The sequence below is a fragment of the Exiguobacterium sp. UBA6282 genome (assembly GCF_002440475.1).
In the GTDB taxonomy this organism is placed as follows: Bacteria; Bacillota; Bacilli; order Exiguobacteriales; family Exiguobacteriaceae; genus Exiguobacterium_A.
On sequence record NZ_DJUM01000014.1, the window covers coordinates 112,715 to 134,870 of the forward strand.

The 22,156-nt window shown below is 48.4% G+C and carries 21 protein-coding genes; 8 read left to right on the forward strand and 13 right to left on the reverse strand.

Annotated elements, in window-relative coordinates:
• Positions 1–74: 74 nt before the first annotated feature.
• Complete coding sequence (gene pgmB / locus B2751_RS04320; RefSeq protein ID WP_035410155.1) at positions 75–746, reverse strand: beta-phosphoglucomutase; 672 nt, start codon at positions 744–746, stop codon at positions 75–77.
• A 278-nt stretch (positions 747–1,024) separates the two neighbouring features.
• Here pgmB and secA2 point away from each other — a divergent pair, with 278 nt between their 5' ends.
• Positions 1,025–3,388 (forward strand): accessory Sec system translocase SecA2, encoded by a 2,364-nt coding sequence (gene secA2 / locus B2751_RS04325; protein ID WP_290773075.1) that lies wholly within the window; start codon positions 1,025–1,027, stop codon positions 3,386–3,388.
• A complete protein-coding gene (locus B2751_RS04330) occupies positions 3,372–4,133 on the forward strand; it encodes an SLAP domain-containing protein (RefSeq protein ID WP_056063106.1) in 762 nt (253 codons plus the stop codon). Before secA2 ends, B2751_RS04330 begins: the two co-directional genes overlap by 17 nt.
• Before the next feature lie 38 nt (positions 4,134–4,171).
• Here B2751_RS04330 and B2751_RS04335 read toward each other — a convergent pair whose 3' ends face one another.
• Both B2751_RS04335 and B2751_RS04340 read right to left on the reverse strand, forming a co-directional pair.
• On the reverse strand, positions 4,172–4,504 hold the full coding sequence (locus tag B2751_RS04335) for an Asp23/Gls24 family envelope stress response protein (protein WP_029342549.1): 333 nt from the start codon (positions 4,502–4,504) through the stop codon (positions 4,172–4,174).
• Positions 4,505–4,560: 56 nt separating this feature from the next.
• Positions 4,561–5,622: an acyltransferase family protein gene (locus B2751_RS04340; protein WP_035410164.1), complete on the reverse strand. Its 1,062-nt coding sequence runs from the start codon at positions 5,620–5,622 to the stop codon at positions 4,561–4,563.
• 42 nt (positions 5,623–5,664) lie between these two features.
• Between B2751_RS04340 and B2751_RS04345 the strand changes: the two genes are divergently transcribed.
• Together B2751_RS04345 and B2751_RS04350 are read left to right on the forward strand one after the other, a co-directional pair.
• Positions 5,665–6,405: an SGNH/GDSL hydrolase family protein gene (locus B2751_RS04345; RefSeq protein WP_056063111.1), complete on the forward strand. Its 741-nt coding sequence runs from the start codon at positions 5,665–5,667 to the stop codon at positions 6,403–6,405.
• Between the two features lie 343 nt (positions 6,406–6,748).
• Positions 6,749–7,216 carry a hypothetical protein gene (locus B2751_RS04350; RefSeq protein ID WP_035410169.1) on the forward strand — a complete coding sequence of 156 codons (468 nt, stop codon included), beginning with the start codon at positions 6,749–6,751 and terminating at the stop codon, positions 7,214–7,216.
• 60 nt (positions 7,217–7,276) lie between these two features.
• Here the strand turns inward: B2751_RS04350 and B2751_RS04355 are convergent, their stop codons facing one another.
• Positions 7,277–7,873 (reverse strand): alpha/beta hydrolase, encoded by a 597-nt coding sequence (locus tag B2751_RS04355; RefSeq protein ID WP_290773078.1) that lies wholly within the window; start codon positions 7,871–7,873, stop codon positions 7,277–7,279.
• A complete protein-coding gene (locus tag B2751_RS04360) occupies positions 7,870–8,808 on the reverse strand; it encodes a VOC family protein (protein WP_290773080.1) in 939 nt (312 codons plus the stop codon). The genes B2751_RS04355 and B2751_RS04360 overlap by 4 nt, the downstream gene beginning before the upstream one ends.
• Before the next feature lie 179 nt (positions 8,809–8,987).
• Here B2751_RS04360 and B2751_RS04365 point away from each other — a divergent pair, with 179 nt between their 5' ends.
• The 3 genes from B2751_RS04365 (at position 8,988) to B2751_RS04375 (ending at position 11,568) form a co-directional block, all read left to right on the forward strand.
• The gene (locus B2751_RS04365; RefSeq protein WP_035410178.1) at positions 8,988–9,881 is read left to right on the forward strand and encodes an ABC transporter ATP-binding protein; all 894 of its coding nucleotides are present in this window, start codon (positions 8,988–8,990) and stop codon (positions 9,879–9,881) included.
• Positions 9,871–11,070 (forward strand): ABC transporter permease, encoded by a 1,200-nt coding sequence (locus tag B2751_RS04370; RefSeq protein WP_035410182.1) that lies wholly within the window; start codon positions 9,871–9,873, stop codon positions 11,068–11,070. Before B2751_RS04365 ends, B2751_RS04370 begins: the two co-directional genes overlap by 11 nt.
• A 66-nt stretch (positions 11,071–11,136) precedes the next feature.
• Positions 11,137–11,568 carry a hypothetical protein gene (locus B2751_RS04375; RefSeq protein WP_035410184.1) on the forward strand — a complete coding sequence of 144 codons (432 nt, stop codon included), beginning with the start codon at positions 11,137–11,139 and terminating at the stop codon, positions 11,566–11,568.
• A gap of 47 nt (positions 11,569–11,615) precedes the next feature.
• Here the strand turns inward: B2751_RS04375 and B2751_RS04380 are convergent, their stop codons facing one another.
• From B2751_RS04380 to B2751_RS04415, 8 genes are all read right to left on the reverse strand, one after another.
• Entirely contained in the window at positions 11,616–12,245 is a 630-nt protein-coding gene (locus B2751_RS04380) for a helix-turn-helix domain-containing protein (RefSeq protein ID WP_035410187.1), read from the reverse strand.
• A gap of 30 nt (positions 12,246–12,275) precedes the next feature.
• The gene (locus B2751_RS04385; RefSeq protein WP_290752548.1) at positions 12,276–14,207 is read right to left on the reverse strand and encodes an FtsX-like permease family protein; all 1,932 of its coding nucleotides are present in this window, start codon (positions 14,205–14,207) and stop codon (positions 12,276–12,278) included.
• A complete protein-coding gene (locus tag B2751_RS04390) occupies positions 14,173–14,937 on the reverse strand; it encodes an ABC transporter ATP-binding protein (RefSeq protein ID WP_290773084.1) in 765 nt (254 codons plus the stop codon). The genes B2751_RS04385 and B2751_RS04390 overlap by 35 nt, the downstream gene beginning before the upstream one ends.
• On the reverse strand, positions 14,930–15,922 hold the full coding sequence (locus B2751_RS04395; protein ID WP_035410195.1) for a sensor histidine kinase: 993 nt from the start codon (positions 15,920–15,922) through the stop codon (positions 14,930–14,932). Before B2751_RS04395 ends, B2751_RS04390 begins: the two co-directional genes overlap by 8 nt.
• A complete protein-coding gene (locus tag B2751_RS04400) occupies positions 15,919–16,605 on the reverse strand; it encodes a response regulator transcription factor (protein WP_290773087.1) in 687 nt (228 codons plus the stop codon). Before B2751_RS04400 ends, B2751_RS04395 begins: the two co-directional genes overlap by 4 nt.
• 94 nt (positions 16,606–16,699) lie before the next feature.
• Positions 16,700–18,619, reverse strand: a complete 1,920-nt coding sequence (locus B2751_RS04405) for an ABC transporter permease (RefSeq protein WP_290773090.1) — start codon at positions 18,617–18,619, stop codon at positions 16,700–16,702.
• Positions 18,606–19,367 carry an ABC transporter ATP-binding protein gene (locus B2751_RS04410; RefSeq protein WP_290773093.1) on the reverse strand — a complete coding sequence of 254 codons (762 nt, stop codon included), beginning with the start codon at positions 19,365–19,367 and terminating at the stop codon, positions 18,606–18,608. The genes B2751_RS04405 and B2751_RS04410 overlap by 14 nt, the downstream gene beginning before the upstream one ends.
• A gap of 157 nt (positions 19,368–19,524) precedes the next feature.
• A complete protein-coding gene (locus B2751_RS04415) occupies positions 19,525–20,028 on the reverse strand; it encodes a PTS sugar transporter subunit IIA (protein ID WP_035410206.1) in 504 nt (167 codons plus the stop codon).
• Between the two features lie 178 nt (positions 20,029–20,206).
• On the opposite strand from B2751_RS04415, the gene B2751_RS04420 reads away from it, so the two are divergent.
• Positions 20,207–21,910, forward strand: a complete 1,704-nt coding sequence (locus tag B2751_RS04420; RefSeq protein ID WP_035410863.1) for a M3 family oligoendopeptidase — start codon at positions 20,207–20,209, stop codon at positions 21,908–21,910.
• Positions 21,911–22,156 lie beyond the last annotated feature (246 nt).

Sequence of the window (22,156 nt, forward strand, 5' to 3'; positions counted from 1 at the left end):
AAGGATCGCTCAGGGAAGCGATCCTTTTTAAATACATAACTTTCAAGGAATGTCCTTCACCATCAGGGAATGGTTCAGACAAGGGAGCGACTAGCGAGGATTTGCTCAAGGGAAAGCAAATCTGTCGAATCGACACGATAGTCTGCCTCATGGAGTGCCGACTCCGGTCCGACTCCGACGGCATACATGCCGGCAGCGTGGATGGCAGTAATGCCAGCCGTCGCATCTTCTACACCGATGCAACGACTCGGTTCGACGTCGAGTGCTTCTGCAGCACGGAGAAACACTTCAGGGTGTGGTTTCGATTGTGCAACAGTCGCAGCGTCTACGATGTCATCGAAATAGTGTCGAACCTTTAATGCCTCAACGACCATCAGCGCATTTTTAGAGGCGGACGCCATTCCGATCTTCAGCCCAGCGTTTCGGATTTCATCGAGGAATGCAGTGATTCCAGGAAGAAGATCCTGTTCAGAGATGTGCTGGATCAATGTGACATAGTGTTCATTTTTCTTAGCGGCGAGTGCTAGCTTCTCGTCCTCTGAAAAAGCGTTTTGTTTTCCGCCAAGCGCAAGGATACGCTCGAGTGAATCCATCCGGCTGACACCCTTTAATGTCTCATTAAATTCCCGGTCGAACGGGATATCCAAATCCTCTCCTAATTGTTTCCACGCTAAGTAGTGATACTCTGCTGTATCGGTAATTACGCCGTCTAAATCAAAAATGACCGCTTCGATCGTTGGTGCCATCCGACATCCATCCTTTCTTCCATCGTCCATGCAAGGCAAGAAATCGAATGACTTTGCGCAAACGATTGCACTTGCCTCATGAATAATTTTACTGGTTCTCTCGACTCTTTGCAAGCGTTATCAAATATTTCTGATTCTTTGTTTTTAAAGCTGAGATACCTTCTTTTTGATAACGCTTTCAATTTTAAGGGAATGTTTTACTTATTTCGTTTTTTACTATTCGTTTTACAATTTTTAACTGCTATAATGACTTCATAGCATATGAGGGAGTGACGAAGATGTTTCAACGTGTTAAACAGTTGTTGAATGATCAAAGTCGAAGAGTTCATCGTTATGAAAAAATCGTAACGACGATCAATAGCTTAGAACGAGAAATGGAGCAAACATCTGATGAAGCGTTACGGGAGTTGACGATTTCGTTGCGGGAACGGCTACGAAACGGAGAACGGATTGATGCAATCTCACCAATGGCGTTTGCGCTTGTTCGAGAAGCGAGTAAACGGACGCTCGGCTTACGACACTACGATGTGCAGCTCATGGGCGGACTCGCACTACTGGAAGGACAAATCGCCGAAATGGCGACAGGTGAAGGAAAGACGCTCGTCGCTTCACTCGCGAGCTTCACCCAAGCGTTATATGGAAAAGGCGTTCACGTCATTACCGTCAATGAGTATCTAGCACGACGCGATGCTGAACAAATCGGTCAGATCCACCGTTTTTTAGGATTGCAGGTCGGAATCAATTCCGCTGAAGCAACGTTTGAGGAAAAACGGATTGCCTACGCAGCAGATATTACATACGGTGTCGGGACTGAATTCGGATTCGATTACCTGCGGGATCATCTGATCATAGAGCCGACGGAACGTCTGCAACGGCCCCTGCACTTCGCCTTAATCGACGAAGTCGATAGCATTTTAATCGATGAAGCGAAAACGCCACTCATCATGGCGGAACGAGACAGTGTCCACGAAGGATTACAACAACTCGTCCGTCATGTCGTCCAGACGTTTGAAGACGAGCGGGATTATACGTTTGATGAAGAAATCAAAGCCGTCGCCTTGACCGATCATGGCATCGAAACAATCGAAGAGGCGTTTGCGATTGATCATCTGTTTGCCGCCGAGCATTCCGTCCTCTTCCATTACGTCATTCAAGCCTTACGTGCCCATGTCGTTCTCAAACGAGATGTCGATTATATCATCAAGAATCAAAAAATCGCGCTCGTCGACCTCTTCACAGGTCGTCTGATGGAAGGACGCAGTCTATCCGATGGTTTACACCAAGCCCTTGAAGCAAAAGAAGGGGTTCCGGTCACGGAAGAGAACCGGACGACCGCCCAAATCACGATCCAACATTACTTCCGTCTCTATCATCAGGTAGCTGGAATGACCGGTACGGCGGCGACGTCACGGGAAGAACTTCAAAAGACATACGGCATGGACGTCGTGACGATTCCATCGAACCGCCCGAAAATTCGGATCGATGCAGAGGACGTCGTCTTTGCAACACGCGACGAAAAGCTAGAAGCCATCGCGCTGGCAACAAAATCGGCACACGTCACGGAACGACCGGTTTTGATCGGGACTTCATCGATTGAACAGTCCTTGCGCGTCGCGAAGACACTTGATGCGCACGGACTCACCTACGAGATCCTGAACGCTAAAACCGTCGATCAGGAAGTCCGGATCATTGCGGCTGCCGGACAAGCTGGTCGAATCACGATCGCGACCAATATGGCAGGTCGCGGAACGGATATTTTACTCGATGAAGCGGCACGACAACAAGGCGGCTTGTTCGTCATCGGTACCGAACGCCATGAATCGATCCGGATCGACAACCAGTTGCGTGGTCGGGCAGGTCGCCAGGGTGATCCTGGATTGACGCAGTTTTATCTTTCGCTCGAAGATGAACTGCCACGCCGTTTCGCGCGCGATCGCCTTGAGCGTGTGCAACAAAAAGTACGAAATACTGCCGGTCCGCTCACTTCGCGTGACGTCCGGGATCTATTGCAGTTCGCTCAGTCGACATGTGAATCTGTCAACCGAAGTGTTCGGGATGAACTCGTTCAGCTCGAAGAAGTCATCAGTGAACAACGGCAAGCGATCTATCATCTCCGGAACAGAATCGTTGATGCGATGTCACTCGAGGATATCGTTCAGCCATTTGCAGGACGTGTCTTGCCGTCGATCCTCGACCAAACACTCTCTGACGATCTCGTTCCAGAAGAATGGCCACTGGCTCTCGTCATGACAGAACTCGAGCAACTGTTACATCAACCAGTCACGTTAAAACGACTGGAGACGATCGACGAGATGAAACGACAACTCGAGCCGCTGATTGCTGAAACCGAAGCCCTACTCGTTGCCCATGTCACAGCTGAAAAAGAGACCGTCAAACGTTTCATCCTCCTTGCACTGGACGAGCAATGGACGCGCCACCTGACGGCGATGAACACTTTAAAAGAAGGGATTCATCTCCGCAGTTACGGACAAGAACAACCGGTCCGCATCTTCGAACGGGAAGGCATGGATTATTTTGAATATGCCATTGCAAGTTTCGAGAAACAGGTCCTTTCAGGCATCTGCCGCGCCGAACAGACACACGATAGCGAAGGAGAACTGCACCATGCACACGTCGAATGAAGTGTTCCGTCCCCCGCTCTACTTCACGGAGGACATGCCGATCGTCAAGGAAGATGAATACGTCTTTCGTCACGTCGTGAAACAACTGCCTGATCTAGAAGCCAATCAGATGGCGATCCATCTGTTTCAAGTCTTATCACACCGTCCGCTTCATGTCATCGCCTTGTTCCAAAACACGTTGTCTCGGTCGTTCCACCTGAATGACCTCGTCGTCCTTGCTTTATCCGGTGATGAACTTGTTGCTCGTAAAGTTCTCAGTATCGAGGAGGTCCCGGTCATCCTTCCGATGGCGACGTTACCGCTCTGGTTGACGTTTGAAGAAGACGAATGTTTCGTCGACCTCGAACAGTTGACGGAGCCGCTACAACTCGTCTTTTCAAGCGAGACTCTGACGGAGCTCTTCATCGAAGACGACTCCACGGAACTCGAGCAACGGATGATCCGCCAAGTCGCTTATTCGCATCCGACACCACCCGCAGACGGTTGGTCCCTCTTACCAGTTTCAATCATGCGCGAGCTAGACACTGTGACAGCAATCGTTCTCGTCCGTAATGCGAGCGATCAGACGCTGACACTCGAGGCGCTAACGCTTGAACTGATGGATGACGAAACGCCAATCGCAGATGTCACCCATCCCGGACTCTCCTTACCTGCTTATAGCCAACAAGCAATCCGTCTCCGTTTTTCCTGCACCGCCCCGCACGTCGATGCTCTCGGACTCCGCTATCTCCCACCTTCTTCATAAAAAAACGTCTCGGCACACAAGATGCCGAGACGTTTTCCTTATCCTTTTAAGAGTCCGATGACACGGACGTTGATTGCTTTTGGTTGGAACGCGAGCATATTTTCCATGTCTTGCGCGATTCGTTCTTGGACTTTTCCAGCTGTCTTGATGATCGACATGCCGTATTTGATATGCACAGATAAACTGACCGTGATGTCGCCGCCGACATCTTCGACTTTTACAAGTTTGACCATCTGTTTTTCCTGTAATTTCGAATCATCTGCTGTAAAGGCAATGCCTTCTGTTTCTTGAACGGCTACACCTGCGATGACCTCGATGACTTGTTGCGAGACGTTCACGACACCATCCGCATTATTTAAATTATATGACATACCTTCCACGCCCTTCGTCTAGTAATCCATCTATCTAAAGTGTAATGCATTCCGCTTTATTTTGAAAGGTCTTCCCGCTTCTCGACGATCGGACGAATATCGATCTCAATCAAAGGACGGAGGACACGGACGACGAGCGGGTGTATGATGATGCCAACGATTAGTAAGGCGACGCCAATCATGATCAGTAAGGCAAGCCATGCTTGCGGAACGAACGCATCCGTTACGTATTGGCGCCATGCCATGACGAAGAAGACGTGAAGCAAGTAGACATAGAGACTGAGTTCCCCTGCTCGCGTGATGAGCGGCAAACGACGCATTGGAATTAACATCATGAAACCGAGCGAAGCCGCAATCGATAAGAGGTAGATGACGCTATGCTTGAGTACACCAACCCACGCGTCACTATCATATTGTTCGACATATGGGAAACGATGCTTGAACGCATTTGCAAAGTCGACGATCTCTTTCGGCGTATCACGCCACGCTTCGAATAACAGGAAGCCCATGACGGCTGCGAACGTGATACCACCAATCAAACGGACGTTCATCCGTCGCTTGAAATTCTTCGGCATCTCGAAAATCCGGATGAACTCGTGCTCCGATAGATAGTTCCCGAGTAAGAAATACGGATAGAACATGATCAACTTGCGAAGTGCTAAGAAGCCCGTGTTCTCAAGCTCGAACCCATATAACAAAGCGAATGCGAGACCAAACCAGACATATCCTCGCAAGCGGACGACATACGGCGTTACGATATACCAGACGACCATAACGAACAAATACCAAAGTGCCCAGTACGGACGTAGTAGATGTGTCCCGATATTTTCCCCGGACAATAGTGGTAGCCCTTCTCCAAGTGTCGCCCAAGAACCAATTAAAATTTGCCAGACACAGTAGACGGCAAATAATTGGATGACACGTAAGTATTTATTTTCGCGGAAGAAATAACCGCTTAAGATAATGAATAATGGCATATGAAACGAGTAAATTAATAGATAGACCGTCTCGAGCAACTTTCCGTCATAATCAAACCGTAAATCCGTCAGCATGTGACCGATGACGACGAAAATGACAAGAAAACCTTTGATATTATCAAACCAAGGATTCCGATTCATGTTACACTACCCCTTATACTCCCTCGAAAGGAACGAATGTTTATGAAAAAGACACTCCTGATTCTATCCATCGTCTTGAACGTCGTTCTCCTTGCATTGTTACTGGGACGTAAACCGCTCGAAACCTTCGGAAGCGTCTTACCTGCAACGAGTACGACTCCAGTCACGACATTCCAATACGATAAGAACCCGAACTATGTCCGTTTGAATAGTCTATTCCATACTTATCAATACCCAAAATCAGCGAACGCTGTCATGTTAGGTGACTCGATGACGAATTTTGCCGATTGGCGCATCTTGATGGAGGATCCGACAATCATTAATTTTGGGATTCCTGGTGATACGACAGAAGGCTTTTTGACTCGCCTCGACCTGATTCTCGAGATGAAACCAAAACGCGTCTTCTTGATGGGCGGCATCAATGACATCCGTCACTATACGCCGATTCCACAAATTACCGAGAACATGACGACGATCGTGACGACACTTCGAAAAAATAACATCGACGTCGTCCTCCAGTCAACCGTTCCTGTGGCTCCAAAATATTCGGACTCTGTCCGAATCAATCGTGATGTCGAAGCGTTGAACCGGAACTTACAAAATCTCGCTCAATCGCTTAAAATCCCATTCGTCGACTTGAGACCTGTCTTGACGAACAAACAAGGTTATCTTCAGAATCGCTTGACGTATGATGGATTACACCTCGTCGGTGGGGGTTACCTGCGCTGGAGTGATGCCTTAAAACCTTATGCGTTGCAAGCAAACATAACAGCAAACAAATAAGCGATGGCGCATTAAAAAACGGCGCATCCCGACAATCGGGATGCGCCGTTTTTCGATTCTTAGTCTTCTTGGTTTTTAACACCCATATAAGCTGCAACGCTTGATGCTGAGAAAACAGCAACAGCAACGATTCCAACAGCGATCCAGATAACCTGATCCATCATTTCTTCATATCCCCCTTTATGTAACCGCTCACTTCTACATTTAGCGTACACGAATTTCGTCAAGAAAGAAACACATTTTCCATGTCTAATGACTAGACGATTCGGGAAAAAGTAACTATAGTAGAAGGACAACTATAAATTGTCAGAAAATTCGATTATTTAACAAGGAGGTGTTTCTGATGGCCACTTCATTGCTTACGCCGAAAGTGACGTTACGACATCGAAGTACTCTCAACTTTGGATATTGGCTTGTCATCGGATGCATAGGATGGGTGATGCTTGCCCTCGTCACGAATGTTGGTACCGTTCTTGGTCGTCTTCCCTTATATGAAAGCATTCCCCTCGCGATCCTTGTACTTGGACTCACAGGTATCGTACTAAAAATGGCGCGTGACGAGTGGTGGATTCATTATCTTGAACGTCAGACCCAGTATTATATCGGACATGAGACCGTGACCAGTTGGTGCACGACGATCGATAGCATGTGGCTGATCCGTAAGACGATGCGTCGTGAACTTCGCCTACTTTACCGGCAGCTCGCTCAGACGAAGGCATCGGAAGAAGTGAAACAGATCCTTGCCCTTCAGCTTGTCGAGCGTGGCGTGCTCATCGTCTACTCCCGTCCAAAAAGTGATCATCCCGCTTGAAGCGAAAAGAGGACTGCCCCATTACCTTCTAGAAGAGAAGCAGATGGGACAGTCCTTTTTTTAGTGTTTTAACCAATCGGTTGCTGCTTCGATCGTCGGCATGACAAGTTGGTGTCCGTAGTTCGACCATGTGACATCGACTGATGCACCAGCCTCCTTCAAGAGTGCTGACAACTCTTCTGTTTCCTGAGCGGGACAGATTGGATCATTACTACCGGCGCCGATGAACACACGAACATTTGATAAGTCCGGTAACATCACACCGCGACGTGGTACCATCGGATGCAGTAAGATGGCTTGTTTAAATAGTGCTTCTTCAAACAACATGTTCGCTGCGATGTTGGCCCCGTTCGAATAACCGACCGGAATGAGGCGATCGAGTGCGAAGTCACGTTCCGCTGCTTGTTCCTGTAAAAATTGAATCAATCGTGCTGTCCGTAAAGCGAGATCTTCTTCATCGAAGACGCCTTCTGCGAGCCGTTTGAAGAAACGTGGCATCCCGTTTTCCGAGACTTCTCCACGGACAGACAAGTAACCGGCTTCCGGGTCAAGCAGCGAGACGAGTCCGACGAGGTCTTGTTCCGTTCCGCCTGTGCCGTGTAAGAGTAAAAAGATCGGTGCATCCATTGTTTTTGGCGCTTGATATAAATGAATCATATGAGTCTCCCCTTCGGTACTGTAATAGGTGTTACGTGATTCGTGATCGCGGTGCGATGCGCTTCAAATTGTTCCGGCAACTTCAAGCCTTCTCCAAGCATCTCGAAGTCTTCATCGATCGCGAACCCTGGATTGTCAGTTGCGATTTCATGGAGGATGCGTCCACGGTCATGGAAATAGATCGACGTAAAGTAATTGCGATCTTTTACTTCAGTCGTCTGCAAACCGAACGCGTTGATCGCCTTCATCCAGTCGAGTTGTTCCTCTTGATCGGTTGCGCGCCAGGCGATGTGGTGAACGGTTCCCGTACCCGGACGACCAACCGGCATCTGACCATGGACGACATCAATGACATCTCCAAACTCCCCTTCCGCAATGTACCGGTCAACGGTCTCCGTCCGTTTACTGAGGGTGAGCCCCAATGTATCGGTCAGTAATTTGGCTGTGTCTGATGGATCTCGCGACAGTAATGTCGCTCCCGCAAATCCTTTGATGGCGACGTCACGCGTGACACCGTCGATTTCATAGCGACTGTCTCGTCCCGCCTTGCGTTCGACGAGCTCGATTTGAAGACCATGTGGATCTTCGAACGCGATCTGTTGCTCTCCGAAACGAACTGTTTCTTCAAACGAGACGTTCTTTTGCGTCAGCCGTGCTTTCCAGAAATCCGATGCACCGGCCGGAATCGCGTAAGCTGTCGTTCCGACCTGTCCGGCACCGACCTGTCCTCTCGCCATGCCTTTAAATGGGAAGAACGTGATGATCGTTCCGGGTGCACCAGACTCGTTTCCAAAGTAAAAATGGTACGTCCCTGGATCATCGAAGTTGACCGTTTTTTTGACGAACCGTAGTCCGAGAATCGTCCCGTAAAAATCAAGATTTTCTTGAGGATCGCCGACCATTGCTGAGATGTGATGGATACCTTGCGTTTTCATAGAATAGGTCCCTCCTTCAATCGTTACTGTTAACACAATAATAGTAACTAATGAACAAAAAGTAAACTAATTAGACTTATTTCCATTTCCCCTGGAACCTTTACCCAATTTTGACCGTAGGACACTATGTAACAATGGTACACTTGTCGTGCAACAGACATCTTTATAAGGAGGTTCTTATGTTAGAAATCAAACACATCACGAAGCGTTTCGGCGATTTCACTGCCGTTGATGCGTTGACGATCGAAGTGCCACGCGGACAAATCTTTGGTTTGCTTGGTGCGAACGGTGCCGGCAAGACAACGACGTTCCGGATGCTACTCGGTCTACTCCAACCGACCGAAGGTTCGATCACATGGAATGGAGAGCGTATTCCGACTTCAAAGATTGGATATCTTCCGGAAGAACGCGGATTGTATCCGAAAGTCCGAGTCGACGAACAACTCTTATTTCTTGCTGAACTCCGCGATATGAAACGGAAGGATGCAAAACGAGCACTGACCGAATGGCTCGAGTATTTCCAAATTCCTCAATATGAAAAAATGCGTGTCGAACAACTCTCAAAAGGAAACCAACAAAAAATCCAGTTGATCTCCGCCGTCCTACATAAACCTGAACTGCTGATTTTAGATGAACCATTTAGCGGACTCGATCCAGTCAATGCGGAACAATTAAAACGTGCCGTTAAAAAATTGACCGTCGATGGAACGACGATCGTCTTCTCGAGTCACCGAATGGATCATGTCGAAGAACTCTGCGAGCATGTTGCGATTCTCGATCATGGTAAGCCCGTCGTCGCTGGTTATCTTCCTGATATCAAGGCGAGCTATGGGAAGACCCGTGTCCTCTTGACGACGGATGCCCCACCACTCCTATGGGATAGCTTACCGGGTGTCCTTCAAGTTGAGTCGGACAATAATGGGCATGTCGTCCAAGTTTCTTCAAAAGAAACCGCTGACCAACTTCTCCAACATATCGTCAGTGAAGGACACCATGTTGATCGTTTCGTCTGGGATCAATTATCCTTGCAGGATATCTTCATCGAGGAGGTCGGAAAACGTTATGAACCGTAAATTCCTGACTTTATATCGCTTCAATCTATTACAGAAACTACGTGCCAAAAGCTTTTTGATCTCAACTGTTCTGATGGTCCTGTTTCTCGTCGGCTTCGGCAATATCGAACGGATTCTCGACTGGTTCTCGGGTGACGATCCGAAAGTCGCCCTCGTCAGTGAATTATCGACAGACCTTCGCCCTGCCTTGAAAAAGGCTGGTGTCACCTCAGACATCACACCGAAGGAGTATACGGTCGCAGAAGCACGTAAAGCGGTCGATCGAGGCACGTTTGACGTCGTAGCGATTGTCCAAGATTCTTATGACGTGACGCTCGTTAGTGCTAGTCCTGAATCCGAGTTACAGACACAAGTCGCGACGGTCGTCAAACAAGTCCGTGATCAAGCGGTCATCACGGATGCGAAGATTGACCCGAACGTTCTTGCGTCACTCGCTAAACCCGTTCCCGTCAAACAAGAGTTGACGTCGACAGGTGGAAAAAGTGAAGACGAACTCTTTGCTGCCTCCGCGCTCGTTTATGTATTGTTGTTTTTGATGTACTTCACGATCGCGATCTACGGTGGAATGATCGTCACGGAAATCGCGAATGAAAAATCATCACGGGTCATGGAGTTGCTGATCTCTGCGGCGAGTCCGATCCAGCACATGCTCGCGAAGATTCTTTCAATCGCTACCGTCAGTCTCGTACAATTGTCGATTCTCGTCGGTGTCGGCTACTACAGTGCTCAAAGTAGCAGTTTATTCAATCAGTTATCACTCGACTCCTTAAGTGCCCGAACAATCATTTATCTGTTCGTCTTCTTCTTGCTTGGATACTTTCTGTACGCGACGCTCCTCGCGGCACTTGGTTCGCTCGTCAGCCGGGTCGAGGATGCGCAGCAAGTGACGTTACCGGTCATCTTGTTAATCGTTGCTGCCTTCATGATTTCAATGTTCAGTCTGAACGCACCAACGAATCAAGCCGTCGTCGTCTTGTCATTCGTTCCGTTCTTTACACCGATGGTCATGTTCTTGCGTGTCATGTTGACCGATGTACCGCTATGGCAAGTTTCGATTTCCCTCATTTTAATGCTGATCAGCATTTCGCTCGCCTTATTTGTCGGAACGAAATTCTACCGTGGTGGTGTTCTGTTCTACGGATCGAATCCGCTTAAACAATTACGCCGGATCTTAAGCGGACGCCGGTAACAGTTTACAAGACGAATCGTTTCCGCTATCGTTAGGTGAGAAAAAGCCTTTAGGAGGAACTACGTTATGCGGTCTCGTTTTTGGGCAGCGATCCTTTTCACAGCTGCTGCCATGGTCTCGTCACTTGTCATGTTCACGAAATTCCCGCAAGCGAGTGCGACATGGGAACTCGTCATTGCCTACGGAGGCATGGCGTTCGTCTCTAGCCTCTTTTGCTGGTCCTTCGTCGCGGTGCGCCGCCAGTCTTCCCGTTTATACGGTAGCTGGGTTGGTGTCTTCATCGCCGGATTGACTGTCTTACTTGTCTGTCTCGCGCGATTCGTCTTGCGTGGTGATGTGATGATGATTTTCAAGTGGCAAGCGATGCTCGGTAGCTTAACTCTCAATTTCGGCTATGTCGGTTGGGTACTCGTCATTGCGAATGCGATCATCGGTTTCATCATCGGTCGGACACGTCAAAAGACGCGTCGTCCACGTCCGATGCCACAACGTCAATAAAAAAGTCGCTGTCTTCTGAACGTCAATCAGAAGATAGCGACTTTTTTTCATTTTCGGTGATAACGAGAGCGGCTTTTCCGGTCGCTATAATCCGCATAATAAGTCGAACTGGACAAAGAAATCCCGTCCGTCATACGATCGAGGTATTCATCCAGTTGCATCATCGATGGTAATTTATCCTCAAATAACTCATACGTCTCTTCAGCTTGATCGCGTTGCAACTCTCCTGCTTCCATGACGGCTTCGACGAGCTCATGAAAGATCCGTTGCTCGGTAGCACTCATCGTCTGCTCGATCCGTTTGACATCCTCATCATACATTAAATCAAATAGACGCATTCGCTCCTCGAGCTGTTCCTCGACCCACGTTCCGTCTTGTCCGAGCGTCTGTTCATAAGCAAGCTTCATCTCTTCGAGCGGTGTGTTCTGTTGCATGATGAACTTTAACGACTCTCCCGTCCAGATATGCCGTGCCAAATAACTGGCATCGATGTTCAAGACGTCCGCTAATGCTTCGATGTAGGGTTTAGTTGGATAGACTTCGCTGAGTTCCGTCCGACGGATGAAATACGGTGCGACACCAAGGCGTTCAGCCAATTGTTCGATCGTAATCCCGGCACGCTCTCGTAAGATACGGATCCGGTCACCGTAACCCCGATATGGTGAATGGTCTAGCATACGATTCCCTCCCTTGTTCCTATGGTATCATCATACCCTTGAATCCGGTGTCGGATACATCGAACTTTTGGATGAATTCCGGAACAGATGGCGTGGGTAGCGTAACCAAATCGGTAAGACACTTAAGAAGTATCCGATCGTGACGATACTGATCCAAAATGCGGCTAAGTTGAGGAATGATCCGACCTGTAGTCCGGCTCGGGTCACGACGACTTGGAACAATAAGAAAGCATGAAAAACCGAGATCAGGTACGGAATGAGTAAGACCGCACCATACTTCATGAGCAAGTAACGGCGGATATTCCCGGAACCGAACCCTAACGCAAACAATGTCTTCATTCGTTTTTGTTCTTGTTCCGCCGTCATCTGCATCCACACATGCAGGAAACTTGCATTGATGACGAACAACCAGATCGTCAGGAGGATGACGACGAACGTGACGAGGCGCACGATCCGGATGCCGTCGATCTCATCCTCCGTCTCATTGATCAACTGATAAGGAACCGACTGTTTTCCATCTAGCTTTGCTGCAGACTGGATGTTGCGGACAATCTTCATCCACTGTTCCCAGTCCTTTGTTCCGTAATCATGATAGGCTGGCGTATCAAAGACGACGATTTGACGGACAGGTTGCTTCAGTGTTTGAAAGACGGCATCACTGACGACGAACATCGTTTCGATCCGGTAGTTGTAACCGAAGACTAAATCATGGGAAGCAGCGGGAAGCAATTCAAAGTCGGCTTTTTCCATCGCCTGTTTCGCTTTTTTCATCGTCGGCGTGTTCTCTTCCAGTTGTACTGGACGTGCCGGTACGAAGAAACTCTGTCGACCGGTCGCTGTCCGCTCCTGAAAATGCAGTTGACGCATCATCTTGTTGTACGCTGAAATCGGTAAGAGCACCCGTGTTCCATCTGCCTTCACTTGAATATCCTGCTGGTAGCGATCCGGGAACGCCTTGGTCATCGTCTGCTTGATATCCTTCAATCGTTTCGTCGGCTGAGCGGACTCTTCATAATAGACGAGACCGAATTGGTTTTGTGACGATAAATCGAGTCCGACCAATTGAAATAAGAAAACGAGACCGACTGCTGTCAACGCACACGACGTCAAAATCGTCCCGAGAGCAATCAACGTACTATTCGTCCGGAGTTGATTGGCGATTTCCGAGACGATCAGCTTCCGAAGCGACAGACGACGAGGACGGTATAATTGGGTCAACCACGGTAAGACATACCGGCAAATGAAGAACGATCCGATGAAGATGACGAGGGGAAATACGATGTAAAATTCGTACATCCGAATGAATGCGAGCGTATACCCGTAGATCAGAGTCAACAAAGCAATGACTTGTATCAGAATCCAGATCCGTCGTCGAAACGGAGACCGTAATCGAACCGGTCGGTCGGGACGAAAGCGATAGATCGCGAGAACGGTTGCCGTCAGTAAGACGATGAGGGCACCACCAATCAAGGCGAGGATTGCATAAAATGATAACTCGAATTCAATCGGTGGCAAGAACATGACCTTAACGACAGAGAGTAATAACATCTTCGTCAAGACGTTTCCAAGCACTAGTCCTGCCGTAATCGCAAATCCACCGACGATCAAGACCTCAATCAAAAAATATTTTAAGAAATGCGACAGTCCACTGCCGAGTGTTCGCATCGTCCGCAAATCATTCTTACGGTGCTCAAGCATCGTGTACGTCGTCGAATAAATGAACAGGACACTAAAGAGTAAGATGATCAGCTCCGCGGTGAAGACGAAGAAAATCGTCAGCTCGATGACCTGGTTCAATTGACTCAATACCTTGGCGACATTTTGGAACGATCTATTCGTCAACAAGTTCCAATAACTCGTCACGATTGTCATCGCGATAATAATTGTCAAGGCGTAACCGTAGTACAACCGCTGATAGCGGCGGATGTTACGTAGGGCGTATTGCAGATAATTGATGCTCATCCCCTCCTAATAACGATAATGATTCGATGACCCGTTGGAAAAAGATACGTCGTGGCTCATCACGGAATAATTCCGTCTGAATGCTACCGTCTTTGAGAAACAAGACATGATTACAGTACGACGCGACTTGCGGATCATGCGTCACGATGACCATCGTCATCCCGGTCGCATTCAACTCGGCTAGGACGTCCATGACATGTTTCGTCGATTGAAAATCGAGTGCTCCGGTTGGTTCATCCGCGAGTATCAGACGCGGGGTATGGATCAAGGCACGACCGATTGCCGTTCGTTGTCGTTGTCCGCCACTTACCTCATCGACCTGTTTATCGAGCAGATCGTCAATCTGTAGACGATGTGCCAACTCTTCCATCTCTTCCCGCGCGAGCTTCGCCTTTTTCCCCGACAGCATCAACGGAACGAGCATGTTTTCACCGAGTGTCAACGAGTCGAGTAGATTGAATTCCTGAAAGATGATCCCGAGCGTCTCGCGCCGAAAACGTGTCATCTCTTTTCGCTTGAACGTCGCTGTATCGACGCCATCGATCAGAATCGATCCCCAGCTCGGTTCGTCAAGTGTCGCAAGCAAGTTGATCAGTGTCGATTTGCCGCTACCGGACGGTCCCATGACGGCAACCATCTCACCTTCCTCCACCCGAAAGTTCAAATCGGTCAACGGTTGCTCCGTCACCTTTCCGGGATAAACCTTCCCCAATTGTTTGACTTCAATCATGTGCACGACCTCCTACTAATCGAATCCGGCATGTCGTGCCGACACCTTCTTCACTCTCGAGTTCGATCTCGTGCCCGAGCTTCAAGCAAACTTGTTGGACGAAATACAAGCCCATCCCGGTCGATTCCCCGTAGCGGCGCCCATTCTCACCCGTGAAGAACGCATTAAAGACACGCGGAACATCTCGTTTCGGAATTCCGACACCATCGTCTTGAATCGACAAGACGACCTGCCCCTTTGTCACCTCTGCCGTCAGAACGACTTCTCGACCATGCCCCGTTGTATACTTGATCGCGTTCGTCACGAGCTGTAAGACGAGGAAACGAAACCACTTCGCATCCGTATAGACATACACGTCCTCGGCGATGTCGAGTTTCGGGTAGACCTGGTTTTTGACGAACAATCGTTTTTCTTGATTGATGATGCTCGTCACGAGCGGCTTCAACACCAGTCGTTCCGCCTTCAAGTCTGTCTCGATTGCTTCTAAGCGTGACGAGTAGAGCATTTGATCGAGTCCACTGCGTAACCGATCAACCTCTTGACGTAAATCTGCTTGATAGTGTTCTCCTGGATGTTCGAGGATCAGTTCGATGACAGATAATGGTGTCTTCATCTGATGAATCCATTGATCGACATACCGATGTCGTTCTTTTTCTTTTCGTCGCTCAGCAAACAGGCTATTGCGAAACAATGTCTGTTGCCGCTCTAAAAATTGTTCGACGGCAACGGAAATCGGTTCTTCGCTATCACTACGAATCGGTTCTGCGACTGACTGGACCGGTTGTTGCATCCGTCGTAACAGCGGAAGCATGCTGAAGAAACGATAGCTGAGATAAATCAAGAGACCGATGCTGTTCAAGAGGACGATGTAAAAAAATGCTGCCGGACGATAGAGGTCGTAGAGCCATAAAATAGCGTATAAAATGAGCATCTGTCCGGTAAAGAAGATGGTACCCGGTATCACGTGCCGTAAAAAAAGCTTCATGGCTCAAGAACCAGTTTATAGCCGACACCTCGAACCGTCTCTAGACCAGCAACTCCGATTTCTGCAAGTCGCTTACGGACACGGGTGATATTTACATTCAATGTATTCTCATCGACAAACGCTTCGTCATCCCAAATCCGTTCGAGTAAGTCACCCCGACTAACGATTCGTGGACTTGCCGTCAGCAGCATCTCAAGGATCAGCCCTTCTTTTTTCGACAGCTCGATCGACTGTTCCCCGTACTCGACGATATAACGGTCTAAGTACAGTGTGACACCCTCTTTCGTCACCGTCCGCTCATCCGCCTCGTTCGACAATGTGCCATACGCCCGGCGAATCTGACTTTTAATTTTCGCGATGACGACCGCTCCTTGGAACGGTTTGACGATATAGTCATCAGCACCATATTCGAGCGCCATGACTTGATCCATCTCGCCGACACGTGCCGAGATAAAGAGAATCGGTGCCCGTGTCTTCATCCGTAATTGCCGACACCAATAGAAACCGTCGAACTTCGGTAAATTAACGTCTAATAAAATGACATCAGGATTCGTTTCCTCGTAGATCGCGATGACATCCCCTCGTCCATCCTCGACGACGACCTTAAAATCATAACGTTCGAGTAGTTCCTTTAATAATGTCGCGATTTTCACATCATCTTCGACTAATAAAATCGTATGCATCGTTCACGTCAACTCCTTCTGTTTCTATCATAACGAACTCAAAAAGGACTGGAAACGATTATTCCGTTTCCAGTTCTGTGTATCCGTATTTAGTTCATCCCGTCACGATGCGGCGGTAAGCACGAACCGTGACGATATAGTAGATCAGATAGACGATCGTATAGCAAACAATCGCAAGTAATGTCGGACGGACGATATTGTAGTTCAACAGTTTCTGCAGGACTTGCATCGCAACTAGACTATGAACGAGTCCGAGGACATACGGTAAAGAGAAGACGAATCCGACGAGGCGACGGATGATACCCGTTTGTTCCTTTTCATCGACACCAATCTTTTGAATGATCGCAAACCGTTGTTTCGATTCTTCTGCTTCCGCGAGCATCTTAAAGTAGATGATTGAACCTGTCGCAAGCAAGAAGACGAGACCGAGGAAGCCGGCAGCAAACGCAAGCAAACCGGTCGTTGCCGTCGTCATCGTATAGACCGGATAGTACGCTGCCATCTCTGTATCCGCTTGTTTTCCATACAGTTGCGTTAATTGCTTTATCAGTCCATCGTCATGACGTTCATCCGAAAATTGATAATTCGTCAGCGTAAAACCTTTTTCCGGCATCTTTGCAAACGCATCGTCGTTTACGACGAGGGCAAGCCGCTGTTTCTCATAAAGTTGAGCGATCGGTAGATTCGTCGCAGCGGTGATGCGAAAGGACTCATGGACATCCTTGATTTTGACACCGACCGGCGATTTGACTTTCATCTTCAACAAATCGTTTCCTTTAAATGTTTCAAGGACGATTGCTTCGCCTCGTTTTGGTTCTTTAATGACCGTTTGACCGTTTGCTTTCGCAAGCTTCACGTAATCCGAGTAATTGACGTAACTAAATTGCCCTGGCTGATCTTCGTAAGCATAGGTTTGATAATAGCGTGTGAACGTCAGCGGGTTCGGAAGCTCAGTCATCTTGTGATCGACGTTCTTGACGTTGACCATCGTCCGGCTGTCGATCTTCTGGTCGGACTTGGCAATCAGCTGTTCCGCTTCCGCTTGTTTACTCGCAATCGACAGACTGTACGGGACTTGCTCCTCGACAGTCTGATCGATGAAATAATAGATCGATGTCGCTGTACCGACTGTCGTCAATGTCACGGCAGTAATGACCGTGATCGTCGACAGCATGACAGCGTTCGATTTGATTCGTGACAGCAATTGTCCGTGCAGAATCAAATTCGTTCCTTTGAAATGTCGCGCTTGATTACTTAAGAGGCGTAATAAGAAGATCGTGAAGTAACTCATCGTTCCAAATGTCCCGAGGATCACACACAGCATCAAGAGCGGTGCGACAATCGTAAAGCGATCCATCAACGGTTGTCCCGTCAAATAGTAACCGATACCAATCAAAACGACCGAAAGCACGGCTAGGATCGGATGGACTTTCGGAAGGGATTCTGCTTGTTGCTCTGCCTTGAACAATTCAATCAATGTAAAACGATAGATCGTCCGGGCTGAACGTAAGGCAATGATCAGGAAGATCAAAAGGAAGACGCCGATCGTCTGCATGACGGAAGCCCCGCTGATCGTAAAGGTCGCATCGACTCGCATCGCCATGACGGAAGCCAGCAACTGTACGAAATATTTCGATGCGACTGTTCCGATTGCAATTCCGAGGATTAGACCGATCACTCCATACCCCATCGTCTCAAGGAAGATTAGTCGGGCGATCTGTCCCCGCTCTAAACCGAGCAACGCGTAGAGACCGATTTCCTTCTTACGGCGGCGTAAGAAGAAGTCACTTGAATACCAGATGAAGATAGCAGAGAAAAGCGCTAGAATAACACTCGCTCCAGTAAAGACCGTTCCTAATTTTCCGTACAATTCATTCGCCTGAAGCATCGCTTCGTTTGATCGAATCGCAAGGAACGTGTAGTAAATGAGAATCGCGAACGTGACCGCACCGAGGTACATCACGTTTTGACGGATGTTTTTTAGATTTTGAAACGCCAGTTTAGACAAACTCACGGACGGCACCTCCGAGTTCGCGTTGGACTTCCATGATCTGCTCGAAAAAATCCTTCTGTGAACCGAAGCGATGGACTTCCTTGAACAGCTCTCCATCCTTGACGAACAGAATTCGTTCTGCATAAGACGCCGTCATCGGGTCGTGTGTCACCATTAAGATCGTCGCGCCTTCGTCGTTTAGTGACTGCATCGCTTCAAGCAATCCTGTCGCTGACTTTGAATCAAGCGCACCGGTCGGTTCATCCGCTAAGATGAGTGACGGATCATGAATGATCGCACGGGCGGCAGCCGTCCGTTGTTTTTGTCCTCCCGATAGTTCGACCGGACGTTTATCGAGTAGGTCCTGGATACCGAGTTGATGCGCCACACGATCGACACGCTCTAAGATCATCTTTTTATCGACGTTCGCGAGTGAGAGTGGTAAGGCAATGTTTTCCCGGACCGTCATTGTATCGAGGAGATTGAAATCCTGAAAGATGAAGCCAAGTTGTTCCCGGCGGAAACGTGCCAATTGTTTTTCCTTCATCGCCGTCACGTCTGCTCCATTGATTAAAATCGATCCGTCCGTCGGCTGATCGATTGTCGACAGCAGATTAAGCAACGTCGATTTACCGGCACCGGACGGTCCCATGATACTGACGAATTCCCCTTCATGGACACTGAGCGTCGTCGGACGTAGTGCTTCGTGGCGTGCCGTTTTCGTTTGATAGGTTTTTGTGATCTGTTCTGCTCGTAAGATTGCTTTCATTTCTAATGCCTCCTGTGTTTGATTCGTTACACTCAGTCTAGTCCTTCCATGCTTTTCTCAAAATGGACTTTACTTTCACTTCTCTTACAAAACGGTAAGACAAGGGAGGAGACATCAAAAAAGCCCCCATCCGTAAGGGATGGAGGCGTGTCGTATCTTATTTATGTGTTGCTTTGAAGAGCTCTGTGTCGCCTGCGACAACAGAAGTTCCTTCAGCTGGTACAGCTGAAAGCGTGAATTGATCGTGATTTGTCACGATGATCGGTGTGATCGTCGATGGTGCGTTTGCACGGATGTACTCGAGATCGAACTCGACGAGGACGTCTCCTGCTTTGACTTTGTCACCTGACTGGACGTGAGCCGTGAAGCCTTCGCCTTTGAGGTTAACTGTATCAAGACCAACGTGGATCAAGAGTTCAAGACCATCTTCACCTTTTAGACCGATTGCGTGTTTTGTCGGGAAAATCGTTTCAACCGTTGCGTTGATCGGCGAGACGACTTTACCTTCTGTTGGCTCGATCGCGACACCGTCGCCCATCATTTTTTGAGAGAAAACTTGATCGGGTACGTTCTCGATGTTGACGATTTTACCTGTAAGTGCAGAAGCAATTTTCGTGTTTCCTGCGTCGTTACCACCAAACAATTTTTTTAAGAATCCCATGATACTATCCCTCTACTTTCTCGATCGTTTTTCTTCCGAATGGAAGTTTCGATTTTTTATAGGAGTAAGCTGTTAGACAGCTCGCTCACGTTCTCACAAAAAGCATACGTTTGTCCCTCTGGTTTTGCAAGTATTTTTGTGTGATAATAGTTAGAAATCAAAAGGAGGCGCTTACATGTTGCCATTTTCAGAAATTACATATGTCCGTCCTGATCTTGCTTTGCTTGAAACATCGATGAATCAAGCAATCGCTCGACTAACGGAAGCCACACAGGTAGATGAAGCAAACGCAGCCATCACTGAGATTAATACCCTCAGAAATCAATTTGAAACGGCAAGCCAGCTCGTCGAAATCCGTCATACGATTGATACACGCGATACGTTCTATGAAACGGAACAAGGGTTCTTTGATGAAGCAAGCGCGATCTATCAGGGATATGTCTCAAGCTATTATCAAGCGTTGACGACGCATCCGCTTCGCAATGAACTCGAACGGACGCAAGGCAAACAGTTATTCCTAATCGCGGAAGCGAGCCTAAAGACGTTTTCGGAAGAGATCATTCCAAAGCTCCAAGAAGAGAACCGTCTCTCAAGCGAATATACGAAACTGATGTCTTCTGCTCAAATCGAGTTTGACGGGAAGACGCTTAACTTATCGCAGTTCGGTCCTTACCTCCAATCACCAGACCGGGCTGTTCGTAAAGCCGCTTCAGAAGCCCGCTATGGCTACTTAAAAGAGCAAGGGGAAACGATCGATACAATTTACGATAAACTCGTCCGTATCCGGACAGACATCGCAAAGACACTCGGTTTCCCATCGTTCGTCGAACTCGGATACGCACGGATGCTTCGCGTCGATTACAATCAATCGATGGTTGAACAATATCGCGAACAGATCCTTGAAACGATCGTCCCGCTCGCGACACAACTTAAAGAACGCCAGCAACGACGCATCGGTGTCGATCACTTGTACTACTACGATGAAGGATTCGCCTTCAAGTCTGGGAACGCGACACCTAAAGGCGAAGAGTCATTCATCATCGAAGGCGGCAAAAAGATGTATGCGGAGATGTCACCGGAGACGAACGAGTTCTTCAACTACATGCTCGACCGGGAAGCACTCGATTTAACGGCGAAGCCTGGAAAAGCGGGCGGTGGGTATTGTACCTACATCGCAGACGAAAAACTCCCGTTCATCTTCTCGAACTTCAATGGAACGGCAGGCGACATCGATGTCCTGACACACGAAGTCGGACATGCGTTCCAAGTCTATGAGAGCCGTCACCTGACTGCTCCAGAGAGTGCCTTCCCGACGTATGAAGCGTGCGAGATTCACTCCATGTCGATGGAGTTCTTTGCTTATCCATGGATGGAAGAATTCTTCGGTGAAGAGACGGCGAAATACAAATTCAATCACCTCGCAGGAAGCGTCACGTTCCTTCCATACGGCGTTGCGATTGATGAGTTCCAGCACGTCATCTACAACCAACCGGAATTGACACCAGCTGAGCGTCGCGAAGCATGGCGGACGATCGAGAAGAAATATTTGCCGCATCGTGATTACGAAGCGAATGATTATCTCGATTCAGGTGCCTGGTGGCATCAGCAAGGGCACGTCTTCGGAAGTCCCTTCTACTACATCGATTACACGCTCGCTCAAGTCTGTGCCTTCCAGTTCTATGCTTGGATGGAACAGGACCGGGAAGCAGCTTGGACATCATATCTCGATCTCTGTCGTGCCGGTGGATCGGAAAGCTTCCTCACGCTCGTCGAGCGCGCTGGATTGAAGTCTCCGTTTGCACCAGGTACGGTCGAAGCAGCGGTCGCACCGGTCAAAGCGTATCTCGAACAAGCAGACGACCTCGTACTCGATCGCGTTTAATAATTATTTTCATCAATCTAAAGTTCACGCTTACAATGAACGTTTCTGTCATCCCCGCTTTCCACAGGCGGGTGATAAGACCCGGCACCTCGCATTTCATGCGGTCTGTCGGGTCTTATCTAGCCCTGACGAAAGCGAAAATCGTGCTTTCTTTTCCTGTAGGAGTCGAGGGTGAACATTCACGTTCTCTATTTATCGAATGAAAAAAGGTGAGTTTCCAGTCCGGAAACTCACCTTTTTTCATTT

What these genes read in the sequence shown, in the direction of transcription:
- B2751_RS04400 (WP_290773087.1), bottom strand. Translation starts at nt 16,605, where the DNA reads ATGCATACGATTTTATTAGTCGAAGATGATGTGAAAATCGCGACATTA.
- B2751_RS04370 (WP_035410182.1), top strand. Translation starts at nt 9,871, where the DNA reads ATGAACCGTAAATTCCTGACTTTATATCGCTTCAATCTATTACAGAAA.
- secA2 (WP_290773075.1), top strand. Translation starts at nt 1,025, where the DNA reads ATGTTTCAACGTGTTAAACAGTTGTTGAATGATCAAAGTCGAAGAGTT.
- B2751_RS04415 (WP_035410206.1), bottom strand. Translation starts at nt 20,028, where the DNA reads ATGGGATTCTTAAAAAAATTGTTTGGTGGTAACGACGCAGGAAACACG.
- B2751_RS04330 (WP_056063106.1), top strand. Translation starts at nt 3,372, where the DNA reads ATGCACACGTCGAATGAAGTGTTCCGTCCCCCGCTCTACTTCACGGAG.
- B2751_RS04340 (WP_035410164.1), bottom strand. Translation starts at nt 5,622, where the DNA reads ATGAATCGGAATCCTTGGTTTGATAATATCAAAGGTTTTCTTGTCATT.
- B2751_RS04410 (WP_290773093.1), bottom strand. Translation starts at nt 19,367, where the DNA reads ATGAAAGCAATCTTACGAGCAGAACAGATCACAAAAACCTATCAAACG.
- pgmB (WP_035410155.1), bottom strand. Translation starts at nt 746, where the DNA reads ATGGCACCAACGATCGAAGCGGTCATTTTTGATTTAGACGGCGTAATT.
- B2751_RS04355 (WP_290773078.1), bottom strand. Translation starts at nt 7,873, where the DNA reads ATGATTCATTTATATCAAGCGCCAAAAACAATGGATGCACCGATCTTT.
- B2751_RS04395 (WP_035410195.1), bottom strand. Translation starts at nt 15,922, where the DNA reads ATGAAGCTTTTTTTACGGCACGTGATACCGGGTACCATCTTCTTTACC.
- B2751_RS04375 (WP_035410184.1), top strand. Translation starts at nt 11,137, where the DNA reads ATGCGGTCTCGTTTTTGGGCAGCGATCCTTTTCACAGCTGCTGCCATG.
- B2751_RS04380 (WP_035410187.1), bottom strand. Translation starts at nt 12,245, where the DNA reads ATGCTAGACCATTCACCATATCGGGGTTACGGTGACCGGATCCGTATC.
- B2751_RS04390 (WP_290773084.1), bottom strand. Translation starts at nt 14,937, where the DNA reads ATGATTGAAGTCAAACAATTGGGGAAGGTTTATCCCGGAAAGGTGACG.
- B2751_RS04335 (WP_029342549.1), bottom strand. Translation starts at nt 4,504, where the DNA reads ATGTCATATAATTTAAATAATGCGGATGGTGTCGTGAACGTCTCGCAA.
- B2751_RS04365 (WP_035410178.1), top strand. Translation starts at nt 8,988, where the DNA reads ATGTTAGAAATCAAACACATCACGAAGCGTTTCGGCGATTTCACTGCC.
- B2751_RS04385 (WP_290752548.1), bottom strand. Translation starts at nt 14,207, where the DNA reads ATGAGCATCAATTATCTGCAATACGCCCTACGTAACATCCGCCGCTAT.
- B2751_RS04350 (WP_035410169.1), top strand. Translation starts at nt 6,749, where the DNA reads ATGGCCACTTCATTGCTTACGCCGAAAGTGACGTTACGACATCGAAGT.
- B2751_RS04345 (WP_056063111.1), top strand. Translation starts at nt 5,665, where the DNA reads ATGAAAAAGACACTCCTGATTCTATCCATCGTCTTGAACGTCGTTCTC.
- B2751_RS04360 (WP_290773080.1), bottom strand. Translation starts at nt 8,808, where the DNA reads ATGAAAACGCAAGGTATCCATCACATCTCAGCAATGGTCGGCGATCCT.